This is a genomic window from Pseudaestuariivita sp., from assembly GCF_052825805.1.
This window is the reverse complement of record NZ_JBRBVB010000010.1, coordinates 402,698-422,044: the sequence shown is the minus strand read 5'-3', so window position 1 is coordinate 422,044 and position 19,347 is coordinate 402,698. Positions and strand designations below refer to the sequence as shown.

Annotated in this window: 21 protein-coding genes; 13 read left to right on the top strand and 8 right to left on the bottom strand. The window is 64.9% G+C overall.

The window, feature by feature from the left end; all coding sequences use genetic code 11:
• Window positions 1-82: 82 nt before the first annotated feature.
• Complete coding sequence (locus tag ACU0B3_RS13690) at window positions 83-1,057, bottom strand: metal ABC transporter solute-binding protein, Zn/Mn family (RefSeq protein ID WP_446261415.1); 975 nt, start codon at window positions 1,055-1,057, stop codon at window positions 83-85.
• A 150-nt stretch (window positions 1,058-1,207) separates the two neighbouring features.
• Between ACU0B3_RS13690 and ACU0B3_RS13685 the strand changes: the two genes are divergently transcribed.
• The 5 genes from ACU0B3_RS13685 (at window position 1,208) to ACU0B3_RS13665 (ending at window position 5,094) form a co-directional block, all read left to right on the top strand.
• Window positions 1,208-1,675 (top strand): transcriptional repressor, encoded by a 468-nt coding sequence (locus tag ACU0B3_RS13685; RefSeq protein WP_446261414.1) that lies wholly within the window; start codon window positions 1,208-1,210, stop codon window positions 1,673-1,675.
• Window positions 1,666-2,424, top strand: a complete 759-nt coding sequence (locus ACU0B3_RS13680) for a metal ABC transporter ATP-binding protein (protein ID WP_446261413.1) — start codon at window positions 1,666-1,668, stop codon at window positions 2,422-2,424. The genes ACU0B3_RS13685 and ACU0B3_RS13680 overlap by 10 nt, the downstream gene beginning before the upstream one ends.
• Window positions 2,421-3,212 carry a metal ABC transporter permease gene (locus ACU0B3_RS13675; RefSeq protein ID WP_446261412.1) on the top strand — a complete coding sequence of 264 codons (792 nt, stop codon included), beginning with the start codon at window positions 2,421-2,423 and terminating at the stop codon, window positions 3,210-3,212. Before ACU0B3_RS13680 ends, ACU0B3_RS13675 begins: the two co-directional genes overlap by 4 nt.
• 65 nt (window positions 3,213-3,277) lie before the next feature.
• Window positions 3,278-4,264: a TIM barrel protein gene (locus ACU0B3_RS13670; RefSeq protein WP_446261411.1), complete on the top strand. Its 987-nt coding sequence runs from the start codon at window positions 3,278-3,280 to the stop codon at window positions 4,262-4,264.
• Window positions 4,261-5,094: a PfkB family carbohydrate kinase gene (locus tag ACU0B3_RS13665; protein ID WP_446261410.1), complete on the top strand. Its 834-nt coding sequence runs from the start codon at window positions 4,261-4,263 to the stop codon at window positions 5,092-5,094. The genes ACU0B3_RS13670 and ACU0B3_RS13665 overlap by 4 nt, the downstream gene beginning before the upstream one ends.
• Here ACU0B3_RS13665 and ACU0B3_RS13660 read toward each other — a convergent pair.
• Entirely contained in the window at window positions 5,076-5,921 is an 846-nt protein-coding gene (locus tag ACU0B3_RS13660) for an amidohydrolase family protein (RefSeq protein WP_446261409.1), read from the bottom strand. The two genes, ACU0B3_RS13665 and ACU0B3_RS13660, sit on opposite strands and share 19 nt — an antisense overlap.
• Window positions 5,918-6,946 carry an aldo/keto reductase gene (locus tag ACU0B3_RS13655; RefSeq protein WP_446261408.1) on the bottom strand — a complete coding sequence of 343 codons (1,029 nt, stop codon included), beginning with the start codon at window positions 6,944-6,946 and terminating at the stop codon, window positions 5,918-5,920. Before ACU0B3_RS13655 ends, ACU0B3_RS13660 begins: the two co-directional genes overlap by 4 nt.
• A 90-nt stretch (window positions 6,947-7,036) precedes the next feature.
• Between ACU0B3_RS13655 and ACU0B3_RS13650 the strand changes: the two genes are divergently transcribed.
• Genes ACU0B3_RS13650 through ACU0B3_RS13640 form a run of 3 tightly spaced genes read left to right on the top strand, consistent with a single transcriptional unit; the run spans window position 7,037 to window position 10,412 of the window.
• The gene (locus ACU0B3_RS13650) at window positions 7,037-7,837 is read left to right on the top strand and encodes a BtpA/SgcQ family protein (protein ID WP_446261407.1); all 801 of its coding nucleotides are present in this window, start codon (window positions 7,037-7,039) and stop codon (window positions 7,835-7,837) included.
• Entirely contained in the window at window positions 7,834-8,925 is a 1,092-nt protein-coding gene (locus ACU0B3_RS13645; RefSeq protein ID WP_446261406.1) for a M42 family metallopeptidase, read from the top strand. Before ACU0B3_RS13650 ends, ACU0B3_RS13645 begins: the two co-directional genes overlap by 4 nt.
• Window positions 8,925-10,412, top strand: a complete 1,488-nt coding sequence (locus ACU0B3_RS13640) for an FGGY-family carbohydrate kinase (protein ID WP_446261405.1) — start codon at window positions 8,925-8,927, stop codon at window positions 10,410-10,412. Before ACU0B3_RS13645 ends, ACU0B3_RS13640 begins: the two co-directional genes overlap by 1 nt.
• A 259-nt stretch (window positions 10,413-10,671) precedes the next feature.
• Here the strand turns inward: ACU0B3_RS13640 and ACU0B3_RS13635 are convergent, their stop codons facing one another.
• Together ACU0B3_RS13635 and ACU0B3_RS13630 are read right to left on the bottom strand one after the other, a co-directional pair.
• Window positions 10,672-11,583: a carbohydrate ABC transporter permease gene (locus ACU0B3_RS13635; protein ID WP_446261404.1), complete on the bottom strand. Its 912-nt coding sequence runs from the start codon at window positions 11,581-11,583 to the stop codon at window positions 10,672-10,674.
• A complete protein-coding gene (locus ACU0B3_RS13630) occupies window positions 11,580-12,683 on the bottom strand; it encodes a carbohydrate ABC transporter permease (protein WP_446261403.1) in 1,104 nt (367 codons plus the stop codon). The genes ACU0B3_RS13635 and ACU0B3_RS13630 overlap by 4 nt, the downstream gene beginning before the upstream one ends.
• A gap of 408 nt (window positions 12,684-13,091) precedes the next feature.
• Here ACU0B3_RS13630 and ACU0B3_RS13625 point away from each other — a divergent pair, with 408 nt between their 5' ends.
• A complete protein-coding gene (locus tag ACU0B3_RS13625) occupies window positions 13,092-13,385 on the top strand; it encodes a hypothetical protein (RefSeq protein ID WP_446261402.1) in 294 nt (97 codons plus the stop codon).
• A 243-nt stretch (window positions 13,386-13,628) separates the two neighbouring features.
• On the opposite strand, the gene ACU0B3_RS13620 is transcribed toward ACU0B3_RS13625, so the two are convergent.
• On the bottom strand, window positions 13,629-15,254 hold the full coding sequence (locus tag ACU0B3_RS13620; RefSeq protein WP_446261401.1) for an extracellular solute-binding protein: 1,626 nt from the start codon (window positions 15,252-15,254) through the stop codon (window positions 13,629-13,631).
• A 208-nt stretch (window positions 15,255-15,462) separates the two neighbouring features.
• Between ACU0B3_RS13620 and ACU0B3_RS13615 the strand changes: the two genes are divergently transcribed.
• The 4 genes from ACU0B3_RS13615 to aat are packed head-to-tail and all read left to right on the top strand — an operon-like array spanning window position 15,463 to window position 18,562.
• A complete protein-coding gene (locus ACU0B3_RS13615; protein ID WP_446261400.1) occupies window positions 15,463-16,536 on the top strand; it encodes an ABC transporter ATP-binding protein in 1,074 nt (357 codons plus the stop codon).
• Window positions 16,529-16,975, top strand: coding sequence for an RbsD/FucU family protein (locus tag ACU0B3_RS13610; RefSeq protein WP_446261399.1), 447 nt, complete (start codon window positions 16,529-16,531; stop codon window positions 16,973-16,975). The genes ACU0B3_RS13615 and ACU0B3_RS13610 overlap by 8 nt, the downstream gene beginning before the upstream one ends.
• A 3-nt stretch (window positions 16,976-16,978) precedes the next feature.
• A complete protein-coding gene (locus ACU0B3_RS13605) occupies window positions 16,979-17,881 on the top strand; it encodes a ribokinase (protein WP_446261398.1) in 903 nt (300 codons plus the stop codon).
• Between the two features lie 33 nt (window positions 17,882-17,914).
• Window positions 17,915-18,562: a leucyl/phenylalanyl-tRNA--protein transferase gene (gene aat, locus ACU0B3_RS13600; RefSeq protein WP_446261397.1), complete on the top strand. Its 648-nt coding sequence runs from the start codon at window positions 17,915-17,917 to the stop codon at window positions 18,560-18,562.
• On the opposite strand, the gene ACU0B3_RS13595 is transcribed toward aat, so the two are convergent.
• The gene (locus tag ACU0B3_RS13595) at window positions 18,526-18,897 is read right to left on the bottom strand and encodes a DUF2155 domain-containing protein (protein WP_446261396.1); all 372 of its coding nucleotides are present in this window, start codon (window positions 18,895-18,897) and stop codon (window positions 18,526-18,528) included. The genes aat and ACU0B3_RS13595 overlap by 37 nt on opposite strands.
• Complete coding sequence (gene mlaD / locus ACU0B3_RS13590; RefSeq protein ID WP_446261395.1) at window positions 18,894-19,340, bottom strand: outer membrane lipid asymmetry maintenance protein MlaD; 447 nt, start codon at window positions 19,338-19,340, stop codon at window positions 18,894-18,896. Before mlaD ends, ACU0B3_RS13595 begins: the two co-directional genes overlap by 4 nt.
• Window positions 19,341-19,347 lie beyond the last annotated feature (7 nt).

Below are 19,347 nucleotides of genomic sequence, written 5' to 3'. Positions count from 1 at the left end.
CGATGCGCCTGTCAAACTAATTATTTAGTAGACATGTCTCGGATTGTTTACTCGCTATTTCAGATGTTTGCGGGTCGCACCCTCACCCGGACGCCAATTCTGCGCTGCACGTATCCAGCGCTGTGGTAAAGGCGCCCATGAGGTCGGAGACGAAATTCGGTCCCATCTCGAGGCTCCGTCCAAGCGGGTCGAAGTCCACGACGCTATGGGGTGTGTCGGGCAGCACGGTGGCGATCAGGCGCGTGTTCTTAGTGCGGTCGGCGAGCATGCAGACGGGTGTGTCGCCCGAGAGCTGCTCGGAGAGCGCCTTGATCCGCGCGGCGCTCGGCGCCGAGCCGTCGGCTGGCACGATGGCCTGCGCGATCTCGACCCCGGCGATCTCCGCGATGTAGGCGAGCGCGTCGTGGGTAGTCGCCAGCTTGATGCCTTCGACCCCGCCGGAGGCCGCCTCGATGGCCGCCTTTGCCGCCGTCATCTCAGCCGAAAAGATCGCTGCGCGGGCCTTGTAGGTGCCTGCCATGGCCGGATCGCGGTCCGCGAGAATGTCGGCGATATGTTTGGCCCAGAGGCCCATGTTGTCCGGGTCGAGCCAGGCGTGGGGGTCGACGTCCGCCAGCTCACCGCTCCCGCCATGGTTGTGCCCGTGATCGTGCCCATGGTCATGGCCATCGTGCCCTTCCATCTCCTGGAACGGGCGGAGGTGCACGCCTTCGACGCGCAGAAGCTCGACCGTCTCCACATCACCTGCCAGCGAGGCGCGCGCGCGCTCCAGCGCGGGGGTCAGGGACGGCCCGATCCAGACGAAGAGGTCCGCGGCATCCAGCGCCTGCGCCTGGGAGGGGCGCAGCTGGTGGTGGTGCGGATCGGCGTCCGGGCCGACGAGAACTTCGGGCGCAGTGACTGTGAGCCGGGCGACCATCCCCTGCACCGGCAGGATGTCGGTCACCACACGCGGGGTCTCCGCGGCGAGGGAGACAGGCGCGAGGGAAAGAGGTAGGATGGCAAGCGCAGCAGCAAGGCGCCGCAGGGCAGACAGGCGAAGACGGGGGCGAGACACGGCGAGAGACTCCAGACAGATCAAAAGGGTGAGGCCCGGGCAGCCGGACCCACGCTTGTTAGCGGCACTGTTATATTATATCAACTCCTCCTGTGACGGGCGCCCTGCCGCCGCGCGCAGCGGGAGCACACGACACGGCAAGGAGCATCCATGGACCCGATCGGTTTTTCCCAGCACGACCACACGCGGTGCATCGCCACGGGACTGGCCGAGGCGGAGGCGCAATGCGCGGCGAGGGGCGTGCAGCTGACGGCAACGCGGCGGCGCGTGCTGGAAATCCTGTTGACCGAACACCGCGCTCTGGGGGCCTACGAGATCCTCGACATCCTGCGTCAGGGCGGCCAGCGCGCGCAGCCGCCCGTGGCCTACCGCGCGCTCGATTTTCTGGTCACGCACGGGTTCGCGCATCGGATCGAGGGGCTGAATGCCTTTGTCGCCTGCACCTCTCCGGGAGAGGCGCACGCGCCGGCGTTTCTGATCTGCACCAAATGTGACAACGTGGCCGAAACCGCCGCCGACCCACGCGGCAGCGCGCTGGGGCGCACAGCCGCAAGCGCTGGGTTCGAAATCGAGACCACGGTGCTCGAAGCCAAGGGCGTCTGTCCCAAATGCCGGTGACACACTGTGAAGACCGCCTGATCGCTGCAGAGGGTCTGGGCCTGCGCTACGGCCAGCACGCGGTGCTGAGGCACGTGGACTTGCAGGTGGCGCGCGGCGAGATCGTCACCATCGTTGGTCCCAACGGGTCGGGCAAGTCGACCCTGCTCAAGGTTCTGATCGGCGCGCTCGAGGCGACGGAGGGCCGCGTGCGCCGCGCCCGGGGCCTGCGGCTGGGCTACGTGCCGCAAAAGCTGATGCTCGACCCCACGTTGCCGATGACGGTGGCGCGGTTTCTGAGGCTGCGGGCGGCGGGCGCCTGCGACGTGCCGGCGCTTTTGACAAGTGTCGGCCTCGGTGACGTGGCGCGCCAGCAAGTGTCGGAGCTCTCGGGCGGTCAGCTGCAGCGCGTGCTTCTGGCGCGGGCGCTGCGCGATGCGCCGGACCTCGTGATCCTCGACGAGCCGACGCAGGGCCTCGATCAGCCGGGGGCGGCGGAGTTCTACCGCCGTATCGAGACGGTGCGCGCGCAGACGGGTGCCGGCGTGCTGATGGTCAGCCACGATCTGCACGTCGTCATGGCGGCCTCGGACCGGGTGATCTGTCTCAACGGCCATGTCTGCTGCGAAGGCGCGCCGGCGCAGGTCGCCTCCGCGCCTGAGTACCGTGCGCTCTTCGGGTCGGGCACGGGTGGCACGCTGGCGCTTTACCGGCACGAGCACGACCACCACCACGATCATGGTCACGGCGGGGAAACGCCCGCAACATGAGCTGGCTCGACGATTTCATGGTCCGCACCACGCTGGCCGCCATCGGCGTGGCGCTCGCCGCGGCGCCCTTGGGCTGTTTCGTGGTCTGGCGGCGCATGGCCTATTTCGGGGACGCGACGGCGCACGCGACGCTGCTGGGCGTCGCGCTTGCGCTGACGATCGAGGTCCCGGTGCTGGCCGGAGCGCTGGTGACGGCGCTCCTGATGGCGGCGGCGATCACCCGGCTGACGAGCCGCCATCTGGCGGCGGACACGGCGCTGGGCGTCCTGTCGCACACGGCGCTGGCCTTTGGCCTTGTGGGGGCCGCCTTTGTTCCGGGCGTGCGGCTCGACCTCTCGGCCTACCTCTTTGGCGACATCCTCGCTGTCCTTCACTTTGACCTGGCATTGATCTGGCTCGGCGCACTTGTGCTGACGGGGTGGGTGATCTGGCGGTGGGAGGCGCTTTTGACGGCGACGCTCTCGCCCGAGCTGGCCGCGGCGGACGGCATCTCCCCCACACGCGAGCGGCTTGGCCTGACGCTGGCGCTGGCTGGCATGGTGGCCATCGCGATCAAGGTTGTCGGAGTTCTGCTTATCACCGCGCTGCTTCTGATCCCGGCGGCGGCCGCGCGTCCCTTTGCCAGCACGCCTGTGCAGATGGCGCTCGGGGCGGCGGGGATCGGCGCGCTGTCGGCGGTGCTCGGCCTGCAAGCGTCGCTGCACTTCGACACGCCGCCGGGTCCGTCGATTGTCTGCGTGGCGGCGGTTGTCTTTGCCCTGTCCCGGGCCGGGGCGGCTCTGCGGTAAACGCGCGCTTGTTCTGACGGCGCCAGCGCTTAGGATCGGGGGACCCCACCAGAGGAGCGCTCCCGATGTCTCTCACCTCCGACGTGCGCTATGCCGCGCGGCTCAACGCGTTCAAGATTGGTGCCGCCGCCTACTGGCCGGGCAAGAACGACGTGACCCTGCCGGACATTCTGGCGCGCGCGGCGACAGCGGGGTTGACGGCGGCGGACCTCAACTACCCCGACCATTTTGCCAAGGACGATGTGACCCACATCCGGCAGGCGCTGGACGATACGGGCATGGTGCTGAACGGGCTGGCGATGCGGTACTACACGGATCCCGGCTACAAGCTCGGCGCGTTCACGCATCCTGATCCCGCCACGTGCCAAGCCGCCATCGACGAGACCAAGCGCGGGCTCGACACTCTGGCCGAGCTGGGTGGGTCGCTTATGACGCTCTGGATGGGGCAGGACGGGTTCGATTACAGCTTTCAGATGGACTACGCGCGCGCCTGGGAGGACACCCTGCGCGCGATGGAGGAGGTGGCGGGTCACAACCCCGACCTCGACATCGCCATCGAGTACAAGCCGAACGAGCCGCGGGGCTTTGCCCTCATGCCGGATGCGGCGACGACGCTGCTCGCGCTCAAGGAGTTGGATCAGCCAAACATGGGCGTGACGCTGGACTTTGCGCACATGCTCTACGCCGACGAGATGCCGGCCTATGCAGCGGCGCTGATCGCGCGGCATTCGCGCATTCTTGGCGTGCATCTCAACGACGGGTACGGGAAGTGGGACAACGGTCTGATGGTCGGCGCGGTGCATCCGATCCAGACGATTGAGCTGCTCGTCGAGCTCGAGCGCGCGGGCTATGACGGGGTGATCTACTTCGACACCTTCCCGGACCACTCGGGGCTCGATCCGGTGTCGGAGGCCAGGACCAACATCGCCGCCGTCACCCGCATGCGCGAGATCGCGGCCGGGCTGGTGGATCATGCCGATCTGCGCGCGGCGATTGCCCGGCAGGATGCGCCGGAGGCGATGCGGATCGTGCAGAAGGCGCTCATGGGATGAGCGTGTTCGTCTGCGGGTCGCTGCACCTCGACGTGGTGCTGCGCGCGCCGCATCTGCCGGGGAAGGACGAGACGGTGACCGGGTCTGCCGTCGACTATGTCTTTGGCGGGAAGGGCGGCAATCAAGCTGTGGCTGCGGCGCGGATGGGCGCAGAGACCAGGTTTGCGGGCCGCGTGGGGTCGGATGCCTTTGCCGAGCGGTTGCGAGAGGGGTTGACGGCGGCGAGCGTTGATATTGCTCAGTTGCAGACGGGTGCAGGTGCCAGCGGGATGAGTGCGGCCATTGTGGATGCGGCAGGCGACTATGGTGCAGTGATCGTGTCGGCAGCCAATCTGGAGATCGACGTTTCTCAGATCGAGGTCCCGCCGGTCACTGAGGTTGTTCTTCTGCAGAACGAAGTGCCAGAGGCCGTGAACCTTGCTGTCGCTGAAAAGGCCAAGGCGATTGGCGCGCAGGTCTGGCTGAACGCTGCCCCTGCACGCCCCCTCTCGCCCGCCCTTCTGGGCGGTCTCGATATGGTTGTGGTGAACCGGGTAGAGGCTGAGGCGCTAGGTAAAATTGCTTGTCCAGTGCTGACGACGCTGGGGAGCGCAGGTGTGTTCTACCAAGGCAAGGCTTTCCCGGCCTACGCTGTCGAGGTTATCTCCACCCATGGCGCAGGCGACATGTTCCAAGGTGCACTGGCCGCAGAGTGGGTGCGCATAAAGGACATGGCCCAAGCCATCGACTTTGCCCAAGCTGCAGCTGCCTTGCATGTCTCGAGCGATCTCGACGCAAGGACCAGGCTCGACGCCCAAGCCGTGCGAGACTTTCAGTCCTCCGGCAAGTAGAACCGCGCCGCCGTACCGCCAAAGATCATCGCCTTCTCTGCCTCGGAAAGCTCCTCCGTAAACGCCTCCGCCGCGCCGATCCAGCGGTCGTACTCGGCCTGCAAACGGCACACCGGCCAATCGGACCCCCACATGACGCGCTCCGGCCCGAATGCCTCGATCACGTGCATGGCAAAGGGCCTCAGATCGTCCTCGGTCCAGCCATCCGCCGCTTCGGTCACCAGACCCGAGAGCTTGACGCAGCCCGAGGTATCCTCCGCGAGCCGGGTCATGCCAGCCGCCCAGTCGGTGAACGCATCTTTCCCGGCCATCTGATCACGGATCTGCGGCTTCATGCAGTGGTCGTAGACGACCCGCAGGTCGGGATAGCGCGTGATCAGCGTGTGAAAGTTCGCGAGATACTGCGGAAAGCCGAGCGCGTCAAAAGTCAGGTCCAGTTCGATGAGCGCCTGATACGCCCATTGCAAATCCTCGCGCAGCATCCAGTCCACGTCGGGGATGTCCTGGATCATCGGGCGGACGCCGAGGAACTTGGGGTGCTCGGCCAAACGCTCCAGATGCGCGCGGTGTTCGGGGTCCTCGAAGTCGACCCAGCCGACGACGCCCAGGATCGACGCGTCGGCGTCGGCCAAGCCCAGCATGTACTCGGTCTCATGCACGGTCGCGGCGGCCTGCACGAGGATCGTGCCCTCGATGCGGTGCTGCGCGCGCGCCTCGGCGAGATCGACCGGCGCGTAGGAGCGGTTCAGAACCGCGTTGTCCTTCGGCATCCAGTCGTAGTCGCCCCGCGCGGGCTGCCAGTAATGCTGGTGCGCGTCGATCCTCATGTGGGCGCGTCCTCGCGCATCAGGCCCTCGGATTTAAGGTCAGACCAGAGCGCCGCCGGGATGTCCGCCTGCGCCGCCTGCAAGTTGCTCTCCGTCTCCGACACGCCCTGCCCGCCGGGGATCACCGCCACATGCGCGGGGTGCAGCAGCGGGAACTGGAAGGCCGCGTCGATCAGCCGGACGCCATGCGCCTCGCAAACCTTCTCAATGGCGCTCACCTTGTCGAGGATCTCCTGCGGCGCGGGATCGTAGTTGTAATACGCCCCCTGCCGCGCGCCCGTCGCCAGAATACCAGAGTTGTAAGGCCCGCCCGTCACGATCCCGATCCCGCGTTTCTCGCAAAGCGGCAGGAAGCTATCGAGCGCACTCTGCTCCAGAAGAGTATACCGACCTGCCAGTAGGAAGAGGTCGAAATCCCCGCGCTCCGCAAGCGTCTGGCAGACTTCCCATTCGTTGATGCCGCCGCCGATGGCCTGCACCACGCCCTGATCGCGCAGCGACAGCATCGCGTCATAACCGCGGCCCTGAAAGAACTCCTCGATCCGCATGTCGGAGATCTCTTTGGAGCCGTGCGAAAAGATGCAGAGGTCATGCACGTAGAGGATGTCGACCCGGTCCACGCCCAGCCGGGAAAAGGAGTGATCGAAGGACCGCATGATCCCGTCATAGGTGTAGTCGTATTGCTCACGGCGCGAGGGGACGTCGAACCACTTCCCTTCTCCCGCGCGGTATTCAGGCGCGCAGGGCTGCATGAGCCGGCCCACCTTGGTCGACAGCACGTACTCATCGCGCTTTTTCCCGCGCAGGAACGGGTTGAGCCGTGTCTCCGAGAGACCCAGACCATACAAAGGCGCGGTGTCATAGTACCGCACGCCGCCCTCCCAGGCCGCATCCAGCGTGGCGCGCGCATCCTCGTCGCTGATCGCACGGTAGAGGTTCCCCAGCGGCGCCGTGCCAAAGCCAAGCTCGGTGAAAGTCACCCCGCCGTTGCCGATCCGATCCCAGTGCCGCGTTGCAAGTGCCATGCTCGTCTCCTCAAGGTGGAGCCTCAGCATAGCGCTCTTTTCCTTTGCGTGAAGGGGGCGGCGCGCTACCCTTGGCACAAGGAGATTTTCATGCAGACAGCCTTCACCCGATTGTTCGACACCCCCAAACCCGTCGTTGGGATGGTGCATCTGGGCGCGATGCCCGGCACACCTTTGCACGACCCGGACGCAGATTTGCTGGCGGACGCGCGCCGCGATCTGCACGCGCTGCAGGAGGCGGGGTTCGATGCGATCATGTTCGGAAACGAGAACGACCGGCCCTATGAATTCGAGGTCGACATGGCCTCAACCGCCACGATGGCGGCGATCATCGGCGCTTTGAAGCCAGAGATCACGGTGCCGTTCGGCGTAAACGTGCTCTGGGACCCGATGGCGAGCGTGGCTTTGGGAACCGCAACAGGCGCGGCATTTGTGCGGGAGATCTTCACCGGCACTTATGCGTCGGACATGGGGCCCTGGACGCCCGACGCGGGCAAGGCGATGCGCTACCGCGACCGGCTCGGGCGCAAGGATATGGCGATGCTCTACAACGTGTCGGCCGAATTCGCGCATTCGCTCGACACGCGCCCCCTGCCTGACCGGGCGCGCTCGGCGGTGTTCTCGTCGATCCCCGACGCGGTGCTGGTCTCGGGCCAGATCACCGGGGAGGCGGCGGAGCTGTCGGACCTCGAGGCAGTGAAGAAGGCGGTCAAGGACGTGCCGGTTCTTGCCAACACCGGGGTCAAGCACGAGACGGTCGCCGATGTGCTCACCGCGGGCGACGGGTGCATCGTCGGTTCCTCGCTCAAGGTGGACGGCGACACGTGGAAGGCGGTCGACCCCGAGCGGGCCAAGGACTTCATGGCGCGCGTGCGGAAGGCGCGCGGATGATCGAGGGACTGCGGCGTGACCTGACGGACCTGATGCGGGTCCCGGGCCTCTCCGGCCACGAGGACCGCGTGCGCCGGGCGATTGCTGGCAAACTGACGGCGCTGGGGCTGGAGAGCCAGAGCGACACGCTCGGCAATCTCTGGACGACGTTCCACGGGAGCGCGCCGTCGGTCATGCTCTTCACCCACATGGATCAGCTTGGCTTCATCGTGCGGCGGCTGGAGGCAGACGGCTTTCTCAGGATCGAGCGTCTCGGCGGCGTTCCCGTGCGCGCCCTTCCCGCGCAGGAGGTCCTCCTTTGCGGGCGCAAAGGCGACGTGCCGGGCATCATCGCGCACAAGAGCCACCACGCCACGCAGCCCGGTGAAAAGGATCAGGTGCTGCCGATCCAGAGCCTCTATATCGACGCCGGCTTCACCTCCGCAGAAGAGGCCCGTGCGGCAGGCGTCGAGATCGGCACACCCGTCGTCTACGCTCCCAGCGTCACCGAACTTGCCTACGACCGCATTGCCGGCACCTCCGTCGATGACCGTGCTGGCTGCGCCGTCCTGCTCGCCGTCGCCGAGGCCCTCGCCAAGCGCAGCAAAGGCCCCACCGTCCACGTCTGCTTCACCACGCTTGAGGAGTTCAACCTGCGCGGCGCACAGCCACTCGCGCAGCGGCTAGAGCCGGACATCGCGCTCCAGATCGACCTCGCGCTCGCCGCCGACACGCCCGACATGCCAGACGCCGGAGAGGTCACGCTCGGAGGCGGCCCATGCCTCAGCCTCTATTCCTTTCACGGGCGCGGCACGCTCAACGGCGTGATCCCGCATCCCGTGATCGTGCGCCTGATCGAAGAGAGTGCCGAGGCCGCATCCCTGCCCTTGCAACGCTCGGCTGCAACCGGCGTGCTCACGGACCTCAGCTACGTGCAGCTGACCGGGCATGGCGTGGCCAGCGCCGATCTCTGCTTTCCCATGCGCTACTCCCATTCCGCGCGCGAGGTCTGCGATCTGAAGGACCTTGCAGACCTCACCACGCTCCTCACCACGGCACTGGCGCGCATCACCCCCGACTTTTCCCTCGACCGCGATGAGGTGACCTGATGGCCTACACGCTCGGCGTCGACATCGGCACATACGAGACCAAGGGCGTCCTTGTGGACACCGCCACCGGCGATGTGGTCGCCATGGCCAAACGCGCGCACAAGATGCTTGTCCCGCAGCCCGGTTGGGCGGAACACCGCCCGGAGGAGGACTGGTGGGGCGACTTTGTCCACGTCACCAAGGCTTTGCTCGCCGAAAGCGGGATCGCACCGGAAGAGATCAAAGCCGTCGCCACCTCCGCCATCGGGCCCTGCATGTTGCCGGTGGACAAAGACGGCACCCCGTTGATGAACGGCGTGCTCTATGGCGTTGACACGCGCGCCGAGAAAGAGATCACCGAACTCACGGACCGCATAGGCGCGGACACCATCCTCGAGCGCTGCGGCAACGCGCTCACCTCGCAATCGGTGGGACCCAAGATCCTTTGGCTCAAGCGCAATCACCCGGAGCTCTACGCTCGCACTGCGCATGTGCTGACCTCTACCAGCTTTCTCGTGCAGCGTCTGACCGGTGAAGTGGTGATCGACCACTACACGGCGGCGAACTTTTCCCCGCTCTACGATGTCGGAACCCAAACCTGGGTGGACGATCTGGCGGGTGACATCCTGCCTTTGGAGAGGCTCCCACGCCTCCTCTGGTCGAACGAGATCGCGGGCACCATCACCGCCAAAGCCGCTGCTGAAACGGGCCTCGCGGTTGGTACACCCGTCACCGCCGGCACCATCGATGCCGCCGCCGAAGCCTTCTCCGTCGGGGTCGATGCGCCCGGCGACATGATGATGATGTACGGCTCGACGATCTTCATCATCCTGCGCACGGACGCCCGCGTCGCCGACCCGCGCCTTTGGTACGCGCCGTGGCTCTTCGAGGGCGAGCACGCCTCCATGGCCGGGCTCGCGACCTCCGGCACGCTCACCCACTGGTTCCGCGACCAGCTCGCGCGCGACCTCGACCCGGCGGAGGCGTTTCCCGTTCTGGCGGCTGAGGCGATGGACTCCCCGCCCGGCGCCAACGGCCTTTTGATGCTGCCGTACTTCTCGGGCGAGCGGACCCCGATCCACGACCCGCAGGCGAAGGGGGCTTTCTTCGGCCTCAACCTCACCCACACCCGCGGCGACATGTACCGCGCCCTGATCGAAGGCATCGCCCACGGCACGCGCCACGTCACCGACACCTTTGCCGAAGTGGGTCAGGCCCCTTCGCGGTTGCGCGCCGTAGGAGGCGGCACACAGAATGCGCTGTGGCTGCAAGCCACGTCCGACATCTCCGGCATCGACCAGATCGTGTGCGACAAGACGACCGGCGCCAGCTACGGGGACGCGTTTTTGGCAGCTGTGGCGGTAGGCTTGGTGGAGCGCGGCGATATCACCCGCTGGAACCCGGTTGCGCGGGAGGTGCAGGCCGCGCCTTCCCAGGTCTATGACCATGTGCATGCCCACTTCAAACGGCTATACCTGCAGACGAAAGGCATCGCCGCGGATCTCTGAGCAACTTGTCTGTGCGGAATAGAGGCGTAGCCGCCGCACATCGACGGGCCGCCCCCCGGCACGTCGATACGTCAAAATCAGCGCGTCGCTCGGAGGTCTTCCGACAGTTTCAGGGATAAATTTGCTTAGAACCAGCGAGGTTCGACGCACCGCGGCCCGACGGTGCGCTCTGACTTCATTGCCACCAGTCGTCAGCGGTTTCGCCTTGATTCCGCACGAGATAGCCCAGACGCAAAACAACACGCCCGCCGAAGCGCTCTTACTTCACAGCCCCCGCCGCCATCCCCTTGATGATGTACTTCTCCAAGAAGATCGCCACGAACACCAAGGGCAAGATCGCCGCTGACGACAGCGCCGCCATCGACCACCAGTTGATCCCTTGAGAGCCCGTCTGCGAGGCCACCATCACCGGCAAGGTCGTGGCATTCGTCGAGGTCAAAAGCGCCGCGAAAAAGTACTCGTTCCAGCACAGCACCAACGACAAGATGAACGCCGCCACCATGCCCGGCAGCGCAATCGGCAGCACGATCTGCAGGAACGCGCCCCAGATGCCGAGGCCGTCGACCAGCGCCGCCTCCTCGAGCTCCACGGGAATCCCCTGGAACTGGTCCCGCATGATCCAGATTACGATCGGCAGCACCGTCAGCGTGTAAAGCAGGATCAGCCCGATCCGGCTGTCGAGCAGCGCCAGCGACTTGTAGAGCACGAGGAACGGCAGGGCGAGCACCACCGGCGGCAGGATCATCTGGCTGAGAAAAAAGAAGGAGATGTCCGAGTTCCGCATGAAGCCGAACCGGTAGTTGAACCGCGAGAGCCCATAGGCCGCCAGCGAGCCCAGCACCACCGCCAAGGTCGAGGCGCTCACCGCGATCACCGCCGAGTTCCAGAACCGCTTGAGGAACTCCTCCCGCACGGTCGAGACCTCGCCGATCAGGCGGGGCGAGAGGCCCAGCGACTCCCACCCGCGCCAGCGCGGCTGGAAATCGACCCAAGGGATCAGGTTCCCGCGCATCACGTCCGGGGCCAGCTTGAAGGACGTCGTCAGTGTCCAGAAGATCGGGAAGAGGCAGATGAACGCCCAGAGGCAGAGCGCGCCATAGATGGCCACCCGGCTCATCCACCACTTCGTGCGCGGCGCGGCGCCCCCGTCATCCTTGAAAATCGCGCTCATGCCGGGCGCTCCATCCAGCGGCTCACCAGCTTAAGGAGAGCGGTCACAAAGATGATGATCAGGATCAGATACACAATCGCCAAGAGCGTCCCGTACCCCACATTCGACCGATCCCGGTACTCGCGAAAGATGAACGAGGTCACAGAGTCCGTCGCGCCCCCCGGCCCGCCCGAGGTCACGTTGATGATGATGTCCGCCAGCTTGAGCTTGAAGATGATGCGGATCACGATCGCCGTCACCGACACCGGCAGCATCAGCGGAAAGATCACCTCCTTGAAGCTCTGCCAGCCCGAGGCGCCGTCCACCTTGGAGGCCTCGATCACCTCCTTCGGCAGAGCCTGCAACCCGGCGAGCAGCATGATCATCATAAAGGGGATGAAGGTCCACGCATCCATCGCCATGATCCAGAACCGCGCGAGCTCAGGCGAGCCAAAGAAGCTCGGCTCGAAACCCAGCTCCCGGATCAGACGCGAGACAGGCCCGAACCGCACCTCCAGCATCGACTTGCCGATCATCCAGGACACGGCCACGGGGCTCAGCATCAGGGGAAGGAGGAAGACGACGCGAAAGAACTTCCGCGCCCTGATCTGCGCGTTCAAAAGCAGCGCGAGGCCGAAGGCGATCACGTATTCCACGCTGACGGCGGCCACGTAATAGACCATGTTTTTCAATGCGTTCCAGTAAAACGCGTCGTTCCACATCTGCACCACGTTGTCCCAGCCGTTCGGCTGCGGCCCGGCAGCGGACGCAAGGTTCCAGTTGGTGAACGAGATGTAGAGCGCAAAGAGCAGCGGAAAGATCACGAGGCTGATCACGAAAAGCGCGGCCGGCAGGACAAACAGCGTCCGCTTCCCCTTCTCCCCGTTCACCAGCACCTGCGCGATGCAAAGGCACGTCGCCCAAAGCATGTAGGCATAAAGGACGGGTCGCCAGGTCTCGAACCCCGCCCCGATCCGGCCCGTCTGGTAAAGAAACTGCCAGACCGCCAGCAGCACACACAGCCCCGCCGACCCCCAGACCATGGCCTTGCCCAGCCTCTTGCGGCCCTCAGAAATGTCATCCGCCGTAACGGTATGCAGCAGATCGCCTTCGGTGCTCATGAGGTAAGGTTAGCGGGGGGATGGGGGGTTGGGAAGGGTGGAGTTTGGGGCTCGGGTCTCTCATCTTTGCGGGTCTGTGAGCCAAGGAGCCAGCTCGTTCCCGCTGCGCCAAGGTCCGCTTTCAAGAAACCAACCGAGTCTTAGCGATCGTTTTCGCATGAGACATAAACGTACCTGTTTTGGCGAAACCGACCCGTCGGCCACGGTCAACATCAATCCGTAGCGAAATGCGGTACGAAAGGCCTAGTACGAATCCCAAACCATCACGTGTCCTCGCCTAACTTCCGCCTGACTATCACCGAAACCGTCACAAATTACTACCTCGGTGGGATTAGTTAGCGCGATACAGCCAAACTTTTCATTTTCTCTTTGAACTTCTATTGACAGAAATCGCTTCTGGTTTTCTGATTGCCAGAGATCCAGCAAGTCAAACAGGCCCCGCAATGTCTGGGATTCGAAATAGAAAATGTTCCTTTTGTTTTCATCCATGGTGCTATTCCTTTTGCGAGCCGCCGTAAAAGCGGCACGGTGAAATTGAGGCTATTGGCTTCATTGCTAAAGCAGGCTGCCGTGGCGCCGGGCTTGTTAGGAAGCAAATTGCTCACGCTTTTTTTTGCGCCGCAAACGTACCGCGCAAGTTGGATTGGAGCAACAGCTGGAAGGTCACACAAAAGGTCCAAAGGCGAAATAAGCTTGCCATAAACGGTCGTTGGTAGCGCAAACGGTGCAGCAAGCCAAATCATCGAATAATCCTATTGCACAGACTTATGACGAAGCTCGATTTGACCCTGCGACATTTTTTGCGGACGTTAAGTCAGTCGAAATTGGTGAGCAGGGCGGCATAAGTCTAAGTGAGCTTCAAGCCGTCATTCACTCTAATTCAGCAATGCAAAAAACGCGGCCCCCGTAGGGACCGCGCAAAACCTCAAACCATAACTCCCAGGATCACATCCCAAGCGACGCTTTGTACACCGCGATTTGGCTTTCGCGGCCGATTTGGTCGGTGATGTTTTCCCAAGCCGCTGCAATCGCGTCGGCGGTTTCCTGGGCGGAGCCGTATTGGCCGGCGTAGCCCTTGGCCAGTTCGTCCTCGGCAACCGAGTAGTACTGGAAGATGCCCGGGATGCGGGGTTCGATGGCGGCATTCGGATGGTTGTAGCTGTCCGCGTTCGAGCCGAGGTAGTCCTCGATGTACTCCCGGTCGTAGCCGGCCTCTTCCCACTCTTCGAACTGGAAGTGCGAGTTGCGGTAGGGCTGGAAGCCCGACGGATACGCCGATGCCCAGAGCGACAGGTCCTTGCCCCCGAGGTGGGCGGCGGCGGACCAGGCGGCCTTCTTCTTCTTCTCGTCGCCCTCGACGGTCGCCATGACGTAGATGCCCCAGCCGATATAGGCCATGTTGGGCGCCTCGTTGCGGGTCTCTTCCCACTCGCCGGACTGCGCGTTGTAGACGCGGTCGGAGGCCGGGTTGATCCCGAAGGCCGCCACATCGCCCACGACCGACGTGTCCGAGGTGCGCGCCGAAGAGCCGACGTCGCCCCACCAGGTCAGCATCGAGCCGGTGCCTGCGAGGAACTGCTGGAACGCGGTTGTGCCGGGGTCGGCGTTGATTTGGTCGGCGGGATAGGCGCCCGCCTCGATCAGGTCCATCACGTCCTGGATCGCCTGCACCCAGGCCGGGTTGTTGACCATCGGCTTCATCGTTTCGGGCTCAAAGAGCCAGGCCGGGCTGTTCGGGTGCTTGGCGTAGGCTGCCGCGCGGTTCTCGAGGAAGTAGAAGCCAAAGCCGCCCCAACCCTTGAGCGGGTCGAGGTAGCCGTGCGCCGGCAGGCCGGTGAGCGGGTCTTCCTTGCCGATGAGGTCCTTGGAGACCTGGTTGACCTCCTGCCAGGTCTCGGGGACCTTCTCGCCGCCAATGGCGCCCTCGCCGAAGTAGTCCTTGCGATACGCGAAGGTGTGGCAGTCGCCGTCGATGGAGACGCGGTAGGTCTTGCCGTCCCAGGTGCCGACGGGCGCCTTGAGGTAGTCGACATAGTCGTCCATGTCGATCTGGTCCTTGACCCAGTCCGGCATCTCGGACGCAAGGCCCTTGCCGAGCACGTCGCCTTCGAACGGGGCGCCCATCTCGACGATGTCAAAGTCCACGGTGCCGGTCGCGATCGACTGCTGGAGGCGCGCGTTATAGTCGGCCTGCGCCAGGTCGATCCAGTTGATCGAGGCGCCGGTGTAGGCTTCCCAGGGTTTGAGGAACCCGCGGAAGAGGAAGTTGTGCAGGTTCTGGTTGTTGAGCCCCATGAACGTCAGCTCGACGCCTTCGAACTCGCCCTCGGCCACGTTCTCGCGGGTGGCCCCGAGGCAAATCTCGCCGACCTTTTGCCAGTCGCTGTCGGTGGGGGAGCCCATGCCGACGCCGGGGATCTTGAGGATCTCGGCGCGCACGTTCGAGTGGCCATCCGCAAAGGCGCCCTTTGGCACCATCGCCGCGGCACCAAGCGCCGCCGTGCCTTTCAGCATCTGGCGCCGGTTCATCTTTTGCGCGGCACGGATGTAGTTGTAGAGTTCGACTTTCATGTATTCCTCCCTAGGAAATCGTCAGTCTTTTTCGTGGGTTAAGGTCTGCTTGCGCGTTATGGCGCGGGCAGCGAGACGGGGGCACGATGCCCCACCTTTCCGTCAAGTCAGTATGAAGGCGATTCAAAAGCTGTCAACAAAAGCAGACTTTTGGGACCGTGGACACCTGTGGATCCATTGTCTAACGTCACGCCATGGGAGGGCGTTTATGGCCAACGTGACGATCCGGGATGTCTTTAAATCCTATGGCGCGGTGCAGGTGCTGCACGGGCTGAATGTCGAGATTGCCGATGGCGAGTTCGTGGCGCTGGTCGGCCCGTCGGGCTGCGGGAAGTCGACGCTTTTGCGGATGATCGCAGGGCTCGAGCCGATCTCGGGCGGGACCATTTCCATCGGCCCGCGTGTGGTGAACAACCTGCCCCCAGCCGAGCGTGACATCGCGATGGTCTTTCAGACCTACGCGCTTTACCCGCACAAATCGGTGGCTGAGAACATGGGGTTCGCGCTCAAGGTGGCCGGCACCGACAAGGCGGAGATCAAGCGGCGTGTGACCCAAGCCGCCGAGATCCTGAGCCTCACCGAGTATCTGGACCGCAAGCCCCGGCACCTCTCGGGCGGTCAGCGCCAGCGTGTCGCCATGGGGCGGGCGATTGTGCGGGATCCGCAGGTCTTTCTCTTTGACGAGCCTTTGTCGAACCTCGATGCCAAGCTGCGCATCCAGATGCGGACGGAGATCAAAGAGTTGCACCAGCGGCTCAAGACGACGACGGTGTTCGTGACCCACGACCAGATCGAGGCGATGACGCTGGCCGACCGAATCGTGGTGATGCAGGGCGGCGTGATCGAGCAGATCGGCTCGCCTCTGGAGCTTTACGACAACCCGGCCAACGAGTTCGTCGCGACCTTCATTGGCGCGCCGTCGATGAACCTTCTGGAAGGGCGCGCGGCGGGTGGTGTGATCTCGCTCGGTGGCACCGACGTGGCCTTGCCGCCGGGGATCATTGCCTCGGGCGACGTCAAGCTGGGCATCCGGCCCGAGCACTTGATCCTGTCGGACAAGGGCCTGCCGATGGAGGTCAAGGTCGTCGAGCCGACGGGGTCGGAGACGATGGTTTTTCTCAACTTCCACGGTCAGGACGTCACGGCAGTCTTCCGCGAGCGGCACGCATTCGAGGCCGGTCAGACGGTGCATCTGTCTCCCGATCCGGCGCATATCCACATCTTTGACGCGGCGGGCCTGCGCCTGAGACGCGACGCACAAAAGGAGCCTGAACATGCTTAAAGGCATCCCCCCGATCCTCAACGCCGACGTGCTCTATGCGCTGCGCGCCATGGGCCACGGCGACGATCTGATCATCGCGGACACCAACTTTCCCTCGGACAGCGTGGCGCGGGACACAACGCTGGGCGAATTGCTCAGGATCGACGCACCTGCCGCCGAAGTGGTCCAGGCCGTGCTCTCGCTCTACCCCATCGACACCTTCGTGGACGATGCCGCCGCGCGGATGGAGGTGGTGGGCGAGCCGGACACCATCCTGCCGGTGATGGAGGAGGTGCAGGCCGAGGTCTCTGCCGTGGACGGGCCGACGATGATCGGCGTCGAGCGGTTCGATTTCTATGACCGCGCACGGGACGCCTACGCGGTGATCCAGACAGGGGAGCGGCGTTTCTACGGCTGCTTTGCCTTCCGCAAGGGTGTTATTCCGCCGGACGAGGGTTAAGCCATGGGCCGCGTGACGATCCTCGGCGTCTTTGTCGCCGACACCGCCTATCGCGCTGACCGGATGCCGGTGATGGGCGAGACGATTTTGGGGCATTCCTTTGCGCTTGGCCCCGGCGGCAAGGGCTCGAACCAGGCGGTGGCCTGCGCCCGCATCGGGGCCGAGACGCACATGCTGACCAAGCTGGGCGATGACGATTTTGCGCAGCTGGCGCTTTCGACGTGGGAGGGCGCGGGCGTCACGCCGCACGCCACGAAAGTCGCGGAGAGCTACACCGGGGCCGCGCACATCTTTATCGAGGCAGCGACGGGCAACAATGCGATCATCATCGCGCCGGGCGCCGCGGCGCTGATCGGCACGCAGGACGTGGACGGTTGGGCGGAGCTGATCACCTCGGCGGATGTCTTTGTCACTCAGCTGGAGCAAAGCATCGAAGCGGCCATGCACGCGCTCAGGATTGCGCGCGAGGCGGGCGTGACGACGATCCTCAACCCTGCCCCTGCTGCCGATTTGCCCGAGGGGATGCTGGCGCTTTGCGACTACGTCACCCCGAACGAGAGCGAGGCGGCGGCGCTGGTCGGCATGCCGGTCGAGACGCCGGACGATGCCGCCAAGGCGTGCGAGCTTCTCCGCGCCAAGGGGGTGGTCACCCCGATCATCACGCTAGGGGAGCAGGGCGCCTATCTCGATGGGCATGGACTGGTGCCGGCGATCGACGCTGGCCCGGTGGTGGAGACAACGGGCGCCGGGGACGCCTTCAACGGCGCCTTTGCCGCGGCTCTGTCCGAGGGGAAGACGCCGCTTGAAGCCGTCCAGATGGGGTGTGCAACGGCGGGGCTGTCGGTCACCAAGGCGGGCACCGCGCCCTCCATGCCCACCCGCGCCGAGGTCGACGCGCGGCTGTAGCAACGGCGCCGCGCTTGTCCTAGACTGCGGTCCATGTCGGACCGCAACCCGCCCCTCACGCCGGACCTCTTGATGCACGCCTATGCGGCGGGTGTTTTTCCCATGGCCGAGACGCGCGGGGCGCAGGACATCTTCTGGGTGGACCCCCGACGCCGGGGCATCCTGCCCATCGGCGGGTTTCACATCTCGCGTTCACTTGCGCGCCGGATGCGGCGCGGCGGGTTCGATGTGACGGTGGATGCCGCCTTCACGGACGTGGTGGCCGGCTGCGCGGACCGCGAAGAGACCTGGATCAACGCCGAGATCGCGCGCGTCTACACGGACCTGCACCTGTCGGGACACGCGCATTCGGTCGAGATCTGGCAGGACGGCGCGCTTTCGGGGGGCGTCTACGGCGTGGCGGTCGGGGGCGCGTTCTGCGCGGAAAGCATGTTCTCACGCCGCACGGACGCCTCGAAGATCGCGCTGGCATTTTTGATGGACCGCCTCAAACGCGCAGGCTTCGTGCTGTGCGACACGCAGTTCCTGACCGACCACCTCTCCTCGCTCGGCGGGATCGAGATCGCCCGCAGCGTGTACAAGCGGCATCTGGCGGAGGCGTTGCAGCTGAGGCCGGACTTCGCCGCGCCGGGGCCGGCGACGTCTCAGGAGGTGGTGCAGCGCAGCACCCAGACGTCGTAGCGGGCGTGATCCATGGGGTTGAGAGCCGGCGACGACGCGATCATCCAGCCGGAAAAGACGTCTTGTTCCTCGCCCTCTTCGCGCACGGTCAGGAAGGCAAAGGCATCCCCCGACCGGTTGCCCTGCGGGTAACGGCATTCGCGCAGCTGGATCGCGATGCGTCCGAGGGTCTGCACTTGTCCGTTGCCAAGCTGCATGTCGCGCACGCGGCCTGTGACCTTGTCGAGGGCGCGGAGGATCACGCCGTCTCCATTCGACGTCGCGACTTGGGCGCCGGCGGGCAGCGCGGCGAGGCTTGCGAGGAGGCTTGTGAGCAGAGCAAACGCGCGGATCATTCCTCGCCTCCCGCCACGAAGCGCAAAAGGAGCGAGATCAGCGAGACCGCGCCCTGAGTGTCGAGAATTTCGGAGCCCGGATCATAGTTGAAGGGCGAGCCGCCCGGTTCGATCTCGACAAAGGAGCCGCCGAGCAACCCTTCGGACGAGATGAGCACCGAGCTGTCGTCCGGGATCAGCACGCCCTCGCGGATGGCGAGCACCATGTCCGCGCGGTAGGTCTCCTGATTGAGCGCGATGCCGGTGACGCTGCCCACCTTGACGCCGGCAAGCCGGATGTCGGTGCCAACACGGATGCCTTCGAGCGAGCGGAAGGAGGCGGTCAAATCGTAGCTGCTGCCGCCGGTCTGTGCGCCGGTGACCCCCGCCGTGTAGACGACAAAGGAGACGGCGGCCGCGAGGACCGCGCCGCCGACGAGGACTTCGGATGTGGAATGTGCCATCGGGCAG

What these genes read in the sequence shown, in the direction of transcription:
- ACU0B3_RS13675 (WP_446261412.1), top strand. Translation starts at nt 2,421, where the DNA reads ATGAGCTGGCTCGACGATTTCATGGTCCGCACCACGCTGGCCGCCATC.
- ACU0B3_RS13620 (WP_446261401.1), bottom strand. Translation starts at nt 15,254, where the DNA reads ATGAAAGTCGAACTCTACAACTACATCCGTGCCGCGCAAAAGATGAAC.
- ACU0B3_RS13610 (WP_446261399.1), top strand. Translation starts at nt 16,529, where the DNA reads ATGCTTAAAGGCATCCCCCCGATCCTCAACGCCGACGTGCTCTATGCG.
- mlaD (WP_446261395.1), bottom strand. Translation starts at nt 19,340, where the DNA reads ATGGCACATTCCACATCCGAAGTCCTCGTCGGCGGCGCGGTCCTCGCG.
- ACU0B3_RS13640 (WP_446261405.1), top strand. Translation starts at nt 8,925, where the DNA reads ATGGCCTACACGCTCGGCGTCGACATCGGCACATACGAGACCAAGGGC.
- ACU0B3_RS13665 (WP_446261410.1), top strand. Translation starts at nt 4,261, where the DNA reads ATGAGCGTGTTCGTCTGCGGGTCGCTGCACCTCGACGTGGTGCTGCGC.
- aat (WP_446261397.1), top strand. Translation starts at nt 17,915, where the DNA reads ATGTCGGACCGCAACCCGCCCCTCACGCCGGACCTCTTGATGCACGCC.
- ACU0B3_RS13670 (WP_446261411.1), top strand. Translation starts at nt 3,278, where the DNA reads ATGTCTCTCACCTCCGACGTGCGCTATGCCGCGCGGCTCAACGCGTTC.
- ACU0B3_RS13595 (WP_446261396.1), bottom strand. Translation starts at nt 18,897, where the DNA reads ATGATCCGCGCGTTTGCTCTGCTCACAAGCCTCCTCGCAAGCCTCGCC.
- ACU0B3_RS13655 (WP_446261408.1), bottom strand. Translation starts at nt 6,946, where the DNA reads ATGGCACTTGCAACGCGGCACTGGGATCGGATCGGCAACGGCGGGGTG.
- ACU0B3_RS13650 (WP_446261407.1), top strand. Translation starts at nt 7,037, where the DNA reads ATGCAGACAGCCTTCACCCGATTGTTCGACACCCCCAAACCCGTCGTT.
- ACU0B3_RS13645 (WP_446261406.1), top strand. Translation starts at nt 7,834, where the DNA reads ATGATCGAGGGACTGCGGCGTGACCTGACGGACCTGATGCGGGTCCCG.
- ACU0B3_RS13635 (WP_446261404.1), bottom strand. Translation starts at nt 11,583, where the DNA reads ATGAGCGCGATTTTCAAGGATGACGGGGGCGCCGCGCCGCGCACGAAG.
- ACU0B3_RS13615 (WP_446261400.1), top strand. Translation starts at nt 15,463, where the DNA reads ATGGCCAACGTGACGATCCGGGATGTCTTTAAATCCTATGGCGCGGTG.
- ACU0B3_RS13680 (WP_446261413.1), top strand. Translation starts at nt 1,666, where the DNA reads ATGCCGGTGACACACTGTGAAGACCGCCTGATCGCTGCAGAGGGTCTG.
- ACU0B3_RS13630 (WP_446261403.1), bottom strand. Translation starts at nt 12,683, where the DNA reads ATGAGCACCGAAGGCGATCTGCTGCATACCGTTACGGCGGATGACATT.
- ACU0B3_RS13605 (WP_446261398.1), top strand. Translation starts at nt 16,979, where the DNA reads ATGGGCCGCGTGACGATCCTCGGCGTCTTTGTCGCCGACACCGCCTAT.
- ACU0B3_RS13685 (WP_446261414.1), top strand. Translation starts at nt 1,208, where the DNA reads ATGGACCCGATCGGTTTTTCCCAGCACGACCACACGCGGTGCATCGCC.
- ACU0B3_RS13660 (WP_446261409.1), bottom strand. Translation starts at nt 5,921, where the DNA reads ATGAGGATCGACGCGCACCAGCATTACTGGCAGCCCGCGCGGGGCGAC.